This window comes from Bradyrhizobium niftali (genome assembly GCF_004571025.1).
GTDB lineage: Bacteria > Pseudomonadota > Alphaproteobacteria > Rhizobiales > Xanthobacteraceae > Bradyrhizobium > Bradyrhizobium niftali.
The window spans coordinates 1004049-1018172 of the sequence record NZ_SPQT01000001.1 but is presented as its reverse complement, the minus strand read 5'-3'; the positions used below and the strand labels follow the sequence as shown (position 1 = coordinate 1018172).

General features: G+C 62.2%; 14 protein-coding genes. 2 read left to right on the top strand and 12 right to left on the bottom strand.

Annotated features, from left to right (window positions below):
• Positions 1–2 precede the first annotated feature (2 nt).
• Genes E4K65_RS04545 through E4K65_RS04520 form a run of 6 tightly spaced genes read right to left on the bottom strand, consistent with a single transcriptional unit; the run spans position 3 to position 5847 of the window.
• Positions 3–1262 (bottom strand): metal-dependent hydrolase family protein, encoded by a 1260-nt coding sequence (locus E4K65_RS04545; protein ID WP_167770514.1) that lies wholly within the window; start codon positions 1260–1262, stop codon positions 3–5.
• Between the two features lie 46 nt (positions 1263–1308).
• The gene (locus E4K65_RS04540; RefSeq protein ID WP_135173080.1) at positions 1309–1998 is read right to left on the bottom strand and encodes an ABC transporter ATP-binding protein; all 690 of its coding nucleotides are present in this window, start codon (positions 1996–1998) and stop codon (positions 1309–1311) included.
• A complete protein-coding gene (locus tag E4K65_RS04535; protein ID WP_135173079.1) occupies positions 1992–2762 on the bottom strand; it encodes an ABC transporter ATP-binding protein in 771 nt (256 codons plus the stop codon). Before E4K65_RS04535 ends, E4K65_RS04540 begins: the two co-directional genes overlap by 7 nt.
• Positions 2763–2765: 3 nt before the next feature.
• Positions 2766–3749, bottom strand: coding sequence for a branched-chain amino acid ABC transporter permease (locus tag E4K65_RS04530; protein WP_135173078.1), 984 nt, complete (start codon positions 3747–3749; stop codon positions 2766–2768).
• 1 nt (position 3750) lies between these two features.
• Positions 3751–4626: a branched-chain amino acid ABC transporter permease gene (locus E4K65_RS04525; protein WP_135173077.1), complete on the bottom strand. Its 876-nt coding sequence runs from the start codon at positions 4624–4626 to the stop codon at positions 3751–3753.
• 27 nt (positions 4627–4653) lie between these two features.
• Entirely contained in the window at positions 4654–5847 is a 1194-nt protein-coding gene (locus tag E4K65_RS04520; protein WP_135173076.1) for an ABC transporter substrate-binding protein, read from the bottom strand.
• 132 nt (positions 5848–5979) lie between these two features.
• Between E4K65_RS04520 and E4K65_RS04515 the strand changes: the two genes are divergently transcribed.
• Together E4K65_RS04515 and E4K65_RS04510 are read left to right on the top strand one after the other, a co-directional pair.
• Positions 5980–6627, top strand: coding sequence for a TetR/AcrR family transcriptional regulator (locus E4K65_RS04515; protein ID WP_167770513.1), 648 nt, complete (start codon positions 5980–5982; stop codon positions 6625–6627).
• On the top strand, positions 6624–6863 hold the full coding sequence (locus tag E4K65_RS04510) for a hypothetical protein (protein WP_135173074.1): 240 nt from the start codon (positions 6624–6626) through the stop codon (positions 6861–6863). The genes E4K65_RS04515 and E4K65_RS04510 overlap by 4 nt, the downstream gene beginning before the upstream one ends.
• A 562-nt stretch (positions 6864–7425) precedes the next feature.
• Here the strand turns inward: E4K65_RS04510 and E4K65_RS04505 are convergent.
• From E4K65_RS04505 to E4K65_RS04480, 6 genes are all read right to left on the bottom strand, one after another.
• On the bottom strand, positions 7426–8538 hold the full coding sequence (locus E4K65_RS04505; RefSeq protein ID WP_135173073.1) for a branched-chain amino acid ABC transporter permease: 1113 nt from the start codon (positions 8536–8538) through the stop codon (positions 7426–7428).
• Positions 8535–9401: a branched-chain amino acid ABC transporter permease gene (locus E4K65_RS04500; RefSeq protein WP_135173072.1), complete on the bottom strand. Its 867-nt coding sequence runs from the start codon at positions 9399–9401 to the stop codon at positions 8535–8537. Before E4K65_RS04500 ends, E4K65_RS04505 begins: the two co-directional genes overlap by 4 nt.
• 7 nt (positions 9402–9408) lie before the next feature.
• Positions 9409–10113 (bottom strand): ABC transporter ATP-binding protein, encoded by a 705-nt coding sequence (locus E4K65_RS04495; protein ID WP_135173071.1) that lies wholly within the window; start codon positions 10111–10113, stop codon positions 9409–9411.
• Entirely contained in the window at positions 10110–10823 is a 714-nt protein-coding gene (locus E4K65_RS04490; RefSeq protein ID WP_135173070.1) for an ABC transporter ATP-binding protein, read from the bottom strand. Before E4K65_RS04490 ends, E4K65_RS04495 begins: the two co-directional genes overlap by 4 nt.
• A gap of 81 nt (positions 10824–10904) precedes the next feature.
• The gene (locus tag E4K65_RS04485) at positions 10905–12230 is read right to left on the bottom strand and encodes an ABC transporter substrate-binding protein (RefSeq protein WP_135173069.1); all 1326 of its coding nucleotides are present in this window, start codon (positions 12228–12230) and stop codon (positions 10905–10907) included.
• An 80-nt stretch (positions 12231–12310) separates the two neighbouring features.
• A complete protein-coding gene (locus E4K65_RS04480) occupies positions 12311–14101 on the bottom strand; it encodes an FAD-dependent oxidoreductase (RefSeq protein WP_135173068.1) in 1791 nt (596 codons plus the stop codon).
• Positions 14102–14124 lie beyond the last annotated feature (23 nt).

The window sequence follows — 14124 nt, the reverse complement described above, 5'->3', positions numbered from 1 at the left end:
GCTCAGGCAGGCAGACCGGGCGTCAGCCGGGGTATGATCATTCCGTCTTGGATGATGGTAGTCAGATTCGAATGGCTGGTGAGGTCCGCGAGACTTTTGCTCAGGTCACCGCGTACGATGATGACGTCGGCGGCTTTTCCTTCATCGAGCGAACCGATCTCAGCGCCAAGACCGAGAAGTTGGGCATTGGAAGACGTCGCCGCCTGGAGAACCTGCAGCGACGTCAACCCAGCTTCTTCCATGAGTTCGAGCTCGCGGACGTTGTATGGACCGAACGCGGTCATCGGTTCGGAAAAGGCGTCGCAGCCCGCGCCGATCCTCACACCCATCTCGACTGCGAGCTTGAACGAATTCAGGTGAGCCTGGAACATCGGGCGGGCCTTGATCTTCGCGTATTCGGGAACCCCGGGTGTGTTGACGACGCGATCCAGCAAGGCCAGCGTCGGCACGAGAAAGGTCCCCTGTTGCTTCATCAAATCGCAGCATTCGTCATTGAGGTCGAAACCATGCTCGATGGAATCGACACCGGCCCTGATCGACGCGAGCGCGCCCAACAGGCCCTCCGCGTGTGAGGCGATCTTGCGGCGCAGCGCGTGCGCCTCCCCGACCGCCGTCTTGATCTCTTCGTCGCTGAAATGCTGATCTTCAAGGCTGTCGCGCTCGGACATGGTCCCACCCGTGGTCCAGATCTTGACCACGTCGGCGCCATCGCGCACCGATTGCCGCACAGCCTTTCGCACGGCATCGACGCCATCGACCACAAAGGCCATAGCCGAGCAGCCGCACAACCAGTCGCTCGGCACATTGTGCACGTCGCCGTGTCCGCACGTCATGCTGAGGCCCATATGGGCAGGAACGGTCTTCGGTCCGAGGATAGTGCCTTCGTCGACCGCACGCTTGATTGCCACGCCGTTCCGCGAGCCCATGTCACGAGCCGTGGTGAAGCCATAGTCGAGCAACCGGCGCGCATCCGCCACCGCGCGAACGCAGTTGAGCTCTTTTTGCTCCATAACCCACATCATAGGATCAGGGCTGCGGCTCCCGAACCAATGCAGGTGGGCGTCGATCAGCCCGGGAAGGACGGTTTGCCCCTCCGCATCGATGACCATCCAGTCGTCGCGCAGCCCCAGACTCCTTTCGGCGGTGATCTTGGTAATCCTGCCGCCCTCGATGAGGAGAGCTTGCCCTCTGACGGGCTCGAGATTGACGCCTCGCAGGAGAGTGCCTCCGCGAATGACGATTGATTTTTGATTCTTCTTCATGACGCTTCTCCTCGAATGCCAACTTGTGTTTCGCGAGCCGCGGCCTCTAACCGATGAACGACTCGAAGAGGTCCTTGCTCTCGCGCACATCCTCTTTCCGCGCGATCTTTCCGCTGTTCATGAGGTAAACGGAATCAGCCACGGCCAGCGCCATGTTCACGTTCTGCTCGACCAGTATGGTCGTTTGCCCACCGGCTTTCAGCGCCATCAACGTCTCCCGCACGTGATCGACAATCTTTGGTGCAAGTCCGGCAGTCGGTTCGTCCAACAGCAGCACGGAAGGATGAGCAACAAGGGCGCGGCCAATTGCGAGCATGGCCCGCTCGCCGCCAGACAGACCTCCGGCAGGCTGCACGATCCGCTCGCGAAGTCGCGGAAAAAGCCTTAGGACGTCCTCGATACGCTCGGGCCCAGCGCGGCGAGCGGAAGCAGGCACGCCAAGTTCGAGGTTCTCCCGGACCGTCATCTCAAGAAAAAGCTCGCGCCCCTGAGGCACAAGCGAAACCCCGGCACGGCACGTCAGATGGCTCGGCAGCCGTCCAATTGATTTATCATCAAGTGAAATCGCGCCGGAGCGGATTCGGATTATTCCGGCGATCGCATTCAGCAGCGTTGACTTGCCTGCGCCGTTCGGTCCGAGGACGGCAACGAGTTCGCCCTTGCCGACCTTAAGATCAACCCCGTGGACGACCTCAAGCTGGCCGTAACCGATCACGACGCGCGAAAGGCTCAGCATGCGACGTCCCCAAGGTAGGCCCTGCGAACCTCGGCGTTGTCGGCAATTTCCGCGGGAAGCCCCGTCGCAATCACCGAACCATTGTCAAGCACGACGATTCGATCGCACAGTTTGAAGACAAGGCTCAGAACGTGCTCGACGATCAACATGGACAGGCCAGATTTTCGGGTCAAAAGCACGAGTAGTGCTTCCAGATCCTCGACTTCGTCGGGGCCGAGACCTGCCGCCGGTTCGTCGAGAAGGAGAAGGCGAGGCTCCGAGACCAATGCTCTGGCGATCTCCACCCTGCGCTGCTGCCCAAAGTCGAGACTGCTCACACGCGTCAACGCCAGATCGCCCAGGGAAAGCCTTTCGAGCACCTCGTAGGCGCGCTTCTGGGCGACGTAGTCCTGCGAGCGCGACGTCCGGAATTGCCCGAACAGATCGAAAAGGCCGTGATCGAGCCGGCTATGCATCCCGATCATGATGTTTTCGATAACCGAAGAATCCTGAATGAGCTGCACCGCTTGAAACGTCCGAGCGATGCCGAACTTTGACCGCTCATGAGCCGGCCGATCGGACAGGGAAACATCATCGATCAGGATCTGCCCGCTCGATACCGGCACGAGACCTGAGATCGCGTTGAACAGCGTGGTTTTTCCGGCGCCGTTCGGGCCGATCAGGCCCACGATCTCTCCAGGCGCGATTTCGAGCGATGCGTCGTGAACGGCTTTGAGACCGCCGAAGTCTACGCTCACTCCCTCGATCGAAAGGCGCTGTGCCATCAACTAGAGACCCGAGTGCTTGCGGCGACGCGCGTCAAAGTACGCCACGGCTCCGCGCACGAGAATTTCCTGCGGCACGAGACCGAGACGGCCGAGCAATCCAACGATGCCGCGCGGCATAAAGATGACGAACAGGACAAGCAGCACGCCATACAGCATTTCTTGGTAAGCCTCCACGTTGCGCAGAAGCTCCGGCATCACGGTGAGAAGGAGAGAGCCAACCAGGCCGCCAAGCAGGCTGCCCAGACCTCCGATCAAGACCATTGAGAATTGCAGGACGAGCTGAACTAACCCGAAACCATCCGGAACGATAAACCGGATCGTAAGAGCAAATAGCGCGCCGCCAATACCGGCGTAGAACGCGCTAATGGCGTAGGCGATCGTCTTGGTTCGTTCGACGTCGATCCCGGAGCAGCGCGCAAGGGTTTCGCCTTGACGGATGGCGAGGAAGGCACGTCCCAGCTTGGACCGCACAATACGCAGCGCGCTCCAATAGCTGATCGCGACAACTACGAGAACAACGTAGAAAGTGTTCTTATCGCCCTGAGCTACATAGGATCCTACGGCGGGCCAGCGCACGCGCACACCGTCTGTTCCGAGCGTCACTGCGCTCCAATGGATGAAAGTCCATTGCACCAGTTCGGCAAACGCCAGGCTTGTCATTGCGAGATAGACCGTGGAAAGCCGCAGAGCGGGACCGGCGACCACCATTCCCAGCGCGGTCGCGGCCATGCCGGCTGCGGGAAGCGCAACCAATGATGGAACGCCGAGACGGGACGTCAGAAGCGCGTAGGTATAAGCGCCAATGCCCATGAACGCCGCATTGGCAAAGGAAAACTGGCCCGCATAGCCCAACAACAAATTGAGGCCGAGGCAAACCAGGGAATAAGAGAGCGCTAGGTTGACTAGATATTGGGTGTAGGCGTCGAGGACGAACGGCGCGAACAGCAGCAGCAAAAGCAAGAAAATGACGATTGCCGGCCGCATCTTAGACCCTGACGATCTGGCCGCGGCCGAACAAGCCCTGCGGTCTAACGAACACGACAACGATGATGATTACGTAAGGCGAGATCTCGATCAGGTAGGTGCTGAAATAGGCTCCCACGAGCTTTTCGAGTATCCCGATGGCGATTCCCCCGACGATCGCGCCAAGTGGGTTTCCGAAACCTCCAAGGACCGCCGCCGCGAAGCCCTTGAGCAGGAAAGTGGCGCCCATGTCGGGATAAAGCAACGTGAGCGGAGCGGCCAGAACACCCGCCGCTCCCCCGATGGCGGACGCAACCGCCCAGCTCGAACTGTAGATCTTCCCGGTGTTGATGCCGACTACCTTGGCGCCAAGATAGTTTTGCTGAGTTGCGCGGATCTCCCGTCCAAGCCGCGTCTTCCAGATGAGAAGAAAAACTGCGACTGAAATCGATACTGCCAGGACGATCGTCAGAACGGTCTGCGCCGAGATCACCAACGAACCGATGAAAACTGGCGCGGCGGAAATGATGGGAGGAAACGTCAGAATGTCGCTACCGAATGGCAGCCTCGCCGCCCCGCGGACAGCCACCGACACGCCGACGGTGGCCATGGCGAGCGTGGCGTGGGGATGATTCACAAGCGGCCGGATCACGACCCTTTCAACCGCCACCCCAAGCAGTGTGCTGGAGAGAACAGCGAGCACGAGAGCTACCGGGAACGGCCATGACATCGGCTGGAAGGCCACATAGCCAACGAAAGCACCGGCCATCAGCAATTCGCCGTGGGCGAAGTTGACAATGCTTTGCGTCCGATAGATCAGCACGAGCCCCAAAGCCATCAACGCATAGAGGCTGCCTACTTCCAACCCAGCGGCGATGAGAGTGAGCAACTCAGACATGACCGGGGCCTGCCGCCTGGATTTCTCTCATTGCTTTGGCTCGATCCAGGTGGCACCGACCGGAACCACCTTGCCATCGACGAACGACCATACCGTCCCCTGCGTGCACCCCTGATGGTTCTCCGGCGTGATGCTGATCTTGCAATAGGCCGGGCCCGCATCGAGATCCTTGGTCGTCTCAAGCGCCTGGATGAACTTTTCGCGCGTGAGATCCGGACCGGCTCGCCTCAGGGCGTCGACCACGAGGAGCGCGCCCGACATCCCGAAGAAGGACAGGGTCTGCAGCTTGTCATTCGGAAAGCTGGCCTTGTAGATTTCATCCCATTTTGCGGACGCCGAAGAGCCTGGAGGCGAGGCGAGGAATGAGGCGGCATAAACCTGCTTCACGACATCGACCCCTCCGGCTCTCTGAGAGAGATCGGCAAGGTCCATAACCGATGTCGTAGCCACGAACGGTACCGTGAGGCCATACTTTCGCGCATCACGCAGCAAGACCGCGGTTTCGGCCGGATAGGTAAATGCGATCACGACGTCGGGATTGAGTTGCTTGATACGCACCGCCTGTGAGACCGCGTCGGTCACTTTACGGTCGATCTGTTCGGTAGCGACAACCTTGATTTTCTTGTCGAGCGCGGCGCTGAAAGCGTCAGCCTTCGTGTCGGCCCATTCGTCCGAATGCTTGACGATGGCGATTGTCTTCACTTGCGGCATAGAGGCCACGAATCTGGCCATCACCGATCCGTCGCCGCTTCCTGGCATTGTCGTCGTATAGATGTACTTATTGACGGGGCTCGATATCTTGTCGAGGGTGGCCGCCATGACGACGTATGGCATCTTCGCCTCGATAATGTCGTCCTTCGCCGCCATGACGGTCGCGCTGCACGTCCCCCCGTGAATTGCGAACACATCTTCTCTTACGATCAGTTTCTTGACTGCCGCGACCGCTTTCGCAGGGTCACAAGCATCATCTTCATCGACCACCTCGATCTTGCGACCGTATATTCCTCCGGTGGCGTTGACATGATTGTAAACGGCGATCGCGCCGTTGTTGATTGGGTAGCCCCACAGGCTGACCGGTCCGGTCAAGGGCCCGAACATCCCAATCTTGATCTTGTCCGGCGCGATGCCTGGCTCGGCCGACCAGGCGGCAGAGCCTCCTACACAGAGGACCAAGCCGATCGACGCCAGTCCGGATAGCCTCCGTAACGCCTGCATAGACATGCCTCATCCTTCTTTTTACAGTCGCGTGTAAATTTACAGCTAACTTTCTTATTGTCAATCGGCTAGTCTTTGACGATGAAAATCGCGGCACCCGCGATAGCGGACGGACGCCCAATCGCCAGGCGAAGTGTGATGAACGAAAGCAAAAAAGACCGAAGGAAAACCGACCTTCTCGATGCCGCAGCCGAGCTCTTTCGGAAGGTCGGCTATGAGAGCACTAGAATGGAGGACGTCGCGAAAGCCGCCGACGTGTCTCCGAAGACCGTCTACAATTACTTCGCGAACAAGCAGCGTCTCTTGATCGAATTCCTGCAAAGAGACCGCACGGCCCTGATTCCGGCTTACGAAGAGGTGGTGGAGAACCCGTCGCCTACGCTGGCCGAAACTTTGGCGCGGCTGATCCACGCCGATATCGGCAACGTGATTACGAGCGCCGACAAGACCTTATGGAGGGAAGTGCTCGCAGCCGAATTGCGGTCCCATAAATCCGGCAGCGACGGGTTCGCCGCCAACCGATCGGTCTTCTTGCGTTTCGTTCGACGCGCCATTTTGAAATTTCATAAGGTCGAAGATCTCGCGGTGCCCACATCGGTCGCTGTGGAGATGGTCTACGCCCTGAGCTCCTACAACTTCCGGGAATACTGTGCGAACGACAAACTGACCCCGAACGACATGCTCAAGCTCGCGAACGTGCATATGCACCACTTGGTGGAGGATTGGACAAAACGCAGTCAAACCGCGAGGAGAGAATCTTGGGAAAGGACACGAAAAGGTCCTTGAAGCATCACTTCGGGATCTTTGCCGACGGAGGCGGGGCGTTCGATTTGCCGCAGGCGAATCAGCCGGCATCTGCGGATCAAAGTGCCAACGACGAGCGGCATTGCGTGAGCGAGGAGCGGGGTTCTCCCTCGCTCGCAAACCTTCTGGCATGGATTTTCCGGGCGCGCACGTGCCGGCTGTCGTGGCATCTGCGCCGAGCCGCCGTTCGCGCGCGATTCGTCGCCGGCAAAAAGTAGCCGGGGAGCAGGTTCAAATAGTGGAGGCGCACTCCCACGCGCCAGCCGACAGAGATCCGCGGTACGCGCCTTTGCAGATTCGCTCATGGCGCAACTTGAGGATCAAAACACGCGCTCCTGAGAGTGACCTCATCGTTGGCCCGTCTCCCGGCTCACTTCGCAAGCTGGCCCGCACAGTCGCAGGATTGCAAGCTTGAGCGTGGGACCATCGGTTCGCGCACACAGCAGTTGCCCGATTTACTTGACGAGAAACTTCGCTTGCAGTTGGACGTCGAAAACGTCCAACTGAAAAGTCCGTTCCGATGCTCAATCGCTGCAAGCAATTGATTTTATTTGGCGGGCGCACCAGGGCTCGAACCTGGCACCCGCTGACTAAGAGACATGCTGCTCCCATTGATTTCTCAAGAGAATTTTTCCAACTAAGCCAAAATCCGATCATTGGAGATCAATGGCTTACAGCGAAACGTCCAACTGCAAAGGCGCGTGGACGCCCGAGCGCCTCCTTCCCAAAGATGGACTGGTGGCGCTTCTGAATGGACGAGGCTACTCGGCACAAGGTTGGTTAGAATGGCATTGGACCGGGCTCGCTGCGGCCGAGCCAGCGCTGGGTCGGGAAGAGCTGCAATTGCCAGCGTCGAGCTGCTGCGCCCCACACGCCGTTGGGCATGAACAGCATGATCAGGATGGCGAGCGTGCCGAGCACGACCAGATAGAGACTGCCATATTGGGCGAGATAGGTGACTAGTCCCCACAGCAGGAGCACGCCGACCATCGGGCCTTCGATGGTGCGCACCCCGCCGATCACGACGATGAAGATGACATAGGCGGTCCAGTCGGTGACGCTGAAGGCCGCATCAGGCGAAATACGCGCCTTCTGCAAATAAACCACGGCGCCGACCATGCCGGTGGCGAACGCAACCACGATCCACAGCACGTGGCGAGTCCGCGCGGTGCGGACGCCGACGCTGCGCGCCGCCGCTGCGTTGTCACGGCTTGCGGCCAGCGCAAGGCCGTGATGCGAGCGCATGAAGGCGTAGATGCCGAGCGTGACCAGCACGGCGAGCAGCAGCGCCAGCCAGTAAACCAGCACGTCCCGCGCGGCCGCCGGGCGCAGGCCAAGCAGCGCCTGCACCGCCTTCAGCCCGACCATCTGCGACAGTTCGCCCGGCGAGATCGACATCCCGGTGCCGCCGCCGAGCGACTTGAACTGGGCGCAGATCAGCCGCAGCGCTTCGGCGGCGACCCAGCTGCCGATCGCGAAATATGGCCCTTCCAGCCGGAACAACAGTGGCCCAAGCACCGCCGCGACCAGCGCCGCGAACAGTCCGGCCAGCGGGATCGCCGCAACCGGATCGAGCCCGGCCATCACGATGCCGGCAAACAACGCATAGGCGCCGAGCCCGACAAACGCCTGCTGCCCAACCGATACCAGCCCGCTCCACCCGGCCAGCACGTTCCAGAGCTGGGCCAAGGTCAGCATGGTGAAGACGAAGATCAGATCCTGGATCAGGTTGCGCGAGGCGATCGCTGGCAGCGCGGCCAGCGCCACGATCAGAGCGATGCCGGCCACGGCCGCGACGCGCGACAGCCGTGTGCCGACCCGAACCTGCCACACCGGCGCGTCCGCCGGGCGCTGCTCGCGGCTTGCCGGGATATGGATGCTTTCGACGCTCATGCCCGCCTCGCCGGGAACAGGCCGCGCGGCCGCACCATCAGCACGACAAGGAAGGCGAGATGGCCAGCCAGGATCTGCCATTCCGGATTGATCCGCCCTCCGATCGCCTGCGCCAGCCCGAGCACGATGCCGCCCGCCAGCGTCCCCCATAGGCTTCCGAGCCCGCCGATGATCACCGCCTCGAATGCGTAGAGCAGCCGCGCCGGTCCGATCGACGGATCGAAGCTGGCGCGGATGCCAAGCACAACAGCGGCGATCACCGACACCGCGAGCGACAGTCCAACCGCGATGGCGTAGACATTGCGCTCGTTGACGCCCATCAACTGCGCGATCGCGGGATTATCCGCAGTGGCGCGGAAGGCGCGGCCGAGCGAGGTGCGATAGAAGATGAGCTGGAGCAGCGCGACGGCGGCAACCGCCGTCACCAGCGCGATCAGCGGCGCCAGCCCGACGCTCAGGCCGGGGGCGAGCGCCACCGACGAGGATTCGAAGGCGCCTGCCTGCAGCCGGCGGCTATCGGCGCCATAGCCGAGCAGCAGTCCATTCTGGATCACGATCGACAGGCCGAAGGTGACGAGCAGCGGCGGCAGGATGTCGTCGCCGAGCACCCGCTCCAGCACCAGCCGCTGCAGCACGAAGCCGAGCACGAACATCGTGATGACGACCAGCAAGGATGCGACTGCCAGCGGCAGACCGAGCGCGGTCGTGGCGCTGAGCACCAGATAGGCGGCAAGCAGGATCAGATCGCCATGCGCCAGATTGACCAGGCGCATGATGCCGAAGATCAACGACAGGCCGAGCGCGAACAGCGCATAGACGCCGCCGAGCAGCACGCCTTCGATGATGGTGTCGAACCCGCTCATGGCTCCCTCATGCTCCGAAATAGGCCGCGCGGATCGTGTTCTGATCGACATCCCCTGGCCGTCCGCTCAGCGTCACCCGTCCCTCCTGCAAACAGTAGAAGCGATCCGAAGCCCGCAATGCGCGGGCGATGTCCTGCTCGACCAGCACGACGGCGGTACCGCCAGAGCGGATCTGCGGCAGCATGCGGTAGATGTCCTCCACCACGATCGGCGCGAGGCCGAGGCTGATCTCGTCGCACAGCAGGACCTGTGGGTTGGACATCAGCGCGCGGCCGATCGCCACCATCTGCTGTTGCCCGCCCGACAGCGCGGTGACGGCGCCGCGCCTCCGCTCCTTCAGCACCGGGAACATGCGGTAGACCGCGGCGAGATCCCACGGCGCCCTGCGTTCGCCGCCATATGCGCCGATCAAGAGGTTCTCCTCGACGCTGAGCGAGGGAAACAGCTGGCGGCCCTCAGACACCAGCGCGAGGCCGAGCCGGACGATGCTGGCGGCGGATGCATCGCCGATCGCCCGTCCCTCGAGGCGGATCGCATCGCGACGGCTCTTCACCAGCCCCGCCAACGATTTCAGCATGGTCGACTTGCCGGCGCCGTTGGCGCCGATCACTGCGACCGCCTCGCCCTCGTTCAGCTCGAAGTCGATGCCGAACAGCGCCTGGAAGTCGCCGTAGAACGCATCGAGCGCCGTGACACTGAGCAGCGCGGTCACGCCGGCACGCCCATATAGATGGTCTCGACCTCGCGGGAGCGCATCACCTCGTTCGGCACGCCCTGCGCCACGACTTTACCGAAGTTCAGCACGACCAGTCGCTGCACCACGGCGAGCAGCGCGTGCACGACATGCTCGATCCAGATGATGCCGACGCCTTCGGCATGGATGGTTCTGATCGTCTCGACCAGCTCGTGGCATTCGGCGTCGGTGAGACCGCCCGCGATCTCGTCGAGCAGCAGCGTGCGCGGCTTTGTGGCGAGTGCGCGGGCCAGCTCGAGTCGCTTGCGATCGAGCAGCGGCAGGCTGCCCGCGAGCCGATTGGCCTTGGCTTCGAGGCCGGTCAGATCGAGCGTGCGGCCGCAATGCTGGATCGCATCCGCCTCCGACAGGCCGCCGCCGAACAGCGCGGCGACCGCAAGGTTCTCGAACACAGAGAGGTGGTCGAACGGTTGCGGGATCTGGAATGAGCGCCCGATGCCGGCGCGGCAGCGTGCTTCCGGAGAAAGACCCGTGATGTCGACGCCATCGAGTGCGATGCGGCCGGCGTCCGGCCGCAACAGCCCGGTGACGAGGTTGAACAGCGTCGACTTGCCGGCGCCGTTCGGCCCGATGACGCCCAGCGCCTCGCCGGAGGACAGCGTCAGGTCGATCGCGTCGGCAACGACAATGGCGCCGAACCGCTTCGAGATGGCATGGAGTTCGAGCATGGTCGCCCACATCTGGTTTTGGCGTAGAGGAGATGCGCAGCAACACCACGCATCCTCTTCCTTTGAATCAGCTGGCTTGCACTAACTCAGCGCCTGCATGTCGCCGCCGAGCGGTATCTGAGGCGCCAGCTTGTTGTCCGTGATCACCATGTTGTACTTGTCGCCGCTGAGGCGCCACTGGCCGCCCACCAGCGGCGTCTTGGCGATGTTTTTCGCGGCGAACGGCGGCACGGCGCTGGAGCCGAATGTGACCTGGCCCACAATCGTATCGAGCTTGGTGGCGCCGATCGCCTTGGCCAGCGCCGCGCCGTCGCTCGGGTCGCCGGAGCGCTTGATGGCGGCGATCGCGACCTCGAACAGCGAATGCACGAAGCCGATCGGCTGGGTCCATTGCTTGCCGGAGGCCTGCTCATATCCCTTGGCCAGATCAGCGGCGCTGACGCCGCTGAGGCTCGATTTGTAGGGATGCGTCGGCGTCCACCACACCTCGGTCGAGATGTTGTTGCCGCCCTTGCCGAGCGCCTGCACCGACGCCGGGAACAGCAGCGCCTTGGCGACCGATACGACTTTCGGCTTGAGCCCCTTCTGCCGCGCCTGGTTCCAGAACGTGGTGAAGTCGGGCGGGATGATCACGCCCGTGACGATCTCGGCATCGGCGCCGCGAAATGCAGCGATCTGCGAGCTGAAATCGTCGGTGAGGTTCTGGAAGCGGCCGGGGTCGGTGAGCTTGAAGCCCTGCTTGGCCAGCACCGGCGGGAAGCCGATCGTGGTGTCGCCCCAGGCGTTGCCGTCGGCATCGTTCGGAAACAGCGCGCCGACCGACTTGTTGGTCGCGACCTGGCCCCACATGCTGGTGAAGACGCCGATCACGTCTTCCAGCCCCCAGAAATAGTGGAAGGTGTATTCGAACGGCTTCCAGCTCTTGGGATCGCCGGGGTTGGCTTGGCGGCCGATGAAGTTGGTCTGCCACGGCGCCACGGAAGAGATGCACGGCACCTGCTCGAGCTCGCACTGCGTCGCCACCGGATTGTTGGTTTCCGGCGTGGCGCCGACCACGATCAGGCCGACATTGTCACGGGTGATCAGCTCCTTGGCGACCTCGGCGGCGCGGTTCGGATTCGACTGACTGTCTTTTGTCACCACCTCGACCTGATAGGTCTGTGATCCGACCTTGACGCCGTCCTTGATGAACTTTCGGAATTCGCCGAGCACGAAATCGTCAGCTTCGGCGAAGGCGGCCAGCGGTCCGCTCTTCGGCGAGACATAGCCGATCTTGATCGGCTTGTTGGCCGCGCGCACGGAAGGCGCGAACAACGTCGTGCTGCCGGCGGCGGCGAGGCCACCGGCGATGCCCTGCAGCAGGCGGCGGCGATCGAAAGACTTTATGTTCAATAGGTCCTTGGACATTTTCCCCTCCCTTGAGGCAAGCCGGTTTCAAGCCGGCTGCCGTTCATTCCATTCTGAACAATTATCCGCGCAGCGTCGCATCACGCGGCGGCGACGGACTTCGCCTGCTCCTTCGCACTACGGCCAAGGATCTGGCCGAACACGTCGAGCAGCACGTCGGGGGCATTCACTACCGCCTCTCTGGCGCGCCAGGCGACATACATGTCGGGACGCACCAGCACGCAGCCGTCCTCGTCGACTTCGCTCTGGCGATACCAGTCGGCATAAATGTCAAGCGCGTCGCAGCCTTGCGGACCGATGGTGACGACGTCTACCGGCAGGCCGTATGCCTTCTCGATTGCGGTGGCCGCGGCCTTCCAGCCATCGCCGCCGACCCCGGTGAGCAGCGTGAAGCGGCCCTTGCCGACAAGATCGAGCGTCGATTTGCGCTGGCCATGATGCTCGACCCAGACATGCGGCAGATGCGCGCCGGGCCAGGTCGTTGCCTGATAATAAAGTTCGTGATCCCTGGTGAAGGCCGGCATCGGCGTGCCGTCGGACACCACGGCGGTCGAGCCGTAGCGCTGGTTCAGCTCGACGCCGTGGCAGTTGAACTCGTAGCTCTTGTTGGCGATGGCCTCATAGAGCTTCTTGCGCCGTGCCTTGCCCTCGGCGGTCGGCGCCTTGCGCGCGGCGATCGCCTTGCGTGCTTCCGCCGGATCCGTCGAAGCGACGAGGCCCACTGCCTCGAAGATCGGCGGGAAATCGCCGATGCTCTTGTTGGCGCGCGTCACGATTTGCTTGCCGACCGGCTGGCGCTCGGCCGAATAGGTCTCGAGCAGCGACGGTGCGGCGTGGCCCTCGAGCACCAGCATGAGCTTCCAGCACAGATTGAAGGAATCCTGGATCGAGGTATTGGAGCCGAGGCCGTTGGTCGGCGGATGGCGGTGCACGGCATCGCCGACACAGAACACGCGGCCGGACGAATAGTGGCCGGCGTACATCTCGTTCACGGTCCAGGTCGAGGTGGAGCGGACCTTGACCTCGAGGCTCTCGTCGCCGACGAGATTGCGCACGATCGAGATCGCCTCGTCGTTGGAGAGCTTGCGCTCGCCCTGCTCGATGTCGTAGCCCCAGATGATCAGCCACTCGTTCCACGGCCGCACCATTCGGATCAGGCCGGCTCCGATGCCGCCGATCTGCGCACCAGGCTGCAGCACCCAATAGAGTACACTCGGCCTGTGCGCGACGTACTTGCTCAAGTCCGCCTGCACGATGATGTTCATGCTGCCGGCGCGGCCCATCTGACCCTCCATCGGCAGCCCGATCACCTCGGCAACCCGGCTGCGTCCGCCATCGGCGCCGATCAGATACTTTGCGCGGATCTGGTAGGTCTCGCCGGATAGTCGATCCTTCACCGTTGCCGTGACGCCGTCGGCATCCTGCACCAGGTCAACGAACTCGGTGTTGAAGCACAGCGAAGTGCCGCGCTGGCCGGCGGCCTCGATCAGGATCGGCTCGAGCAAATTCTGCGGCAGATCGCAGATCCGGGTCGGGCTGGCGAGATCGTAATCCGCCTTGCGTGAGGGATGATTGCCCCAGGAATAGAGCCGGCCAAACTCCTCGCCGGCGAGGCTTTCGCAGAACACGTTGTTGGCCATCAGATGTTGCGGCGTCGCCTGTGCCACCGCCTTTTCCTCGAGGCCTAGATCGCGCAGCACCTCCATCGCACGCTGGTTGGTGATGTGCGCGCGCGGCGTGTCGGCCAGCCAGCCGTATTTCGTCACCAGGATGTGCTTGACGCCGTACATGCCGAGCAGCGCCGCCGCCGTCGCGCCGGCCGGGCCACTGCCGACGACAAGCACATCGGTCTCAACAGGTTTGCTGGTCATCATCCTCTCCTTGGTCGTATTGT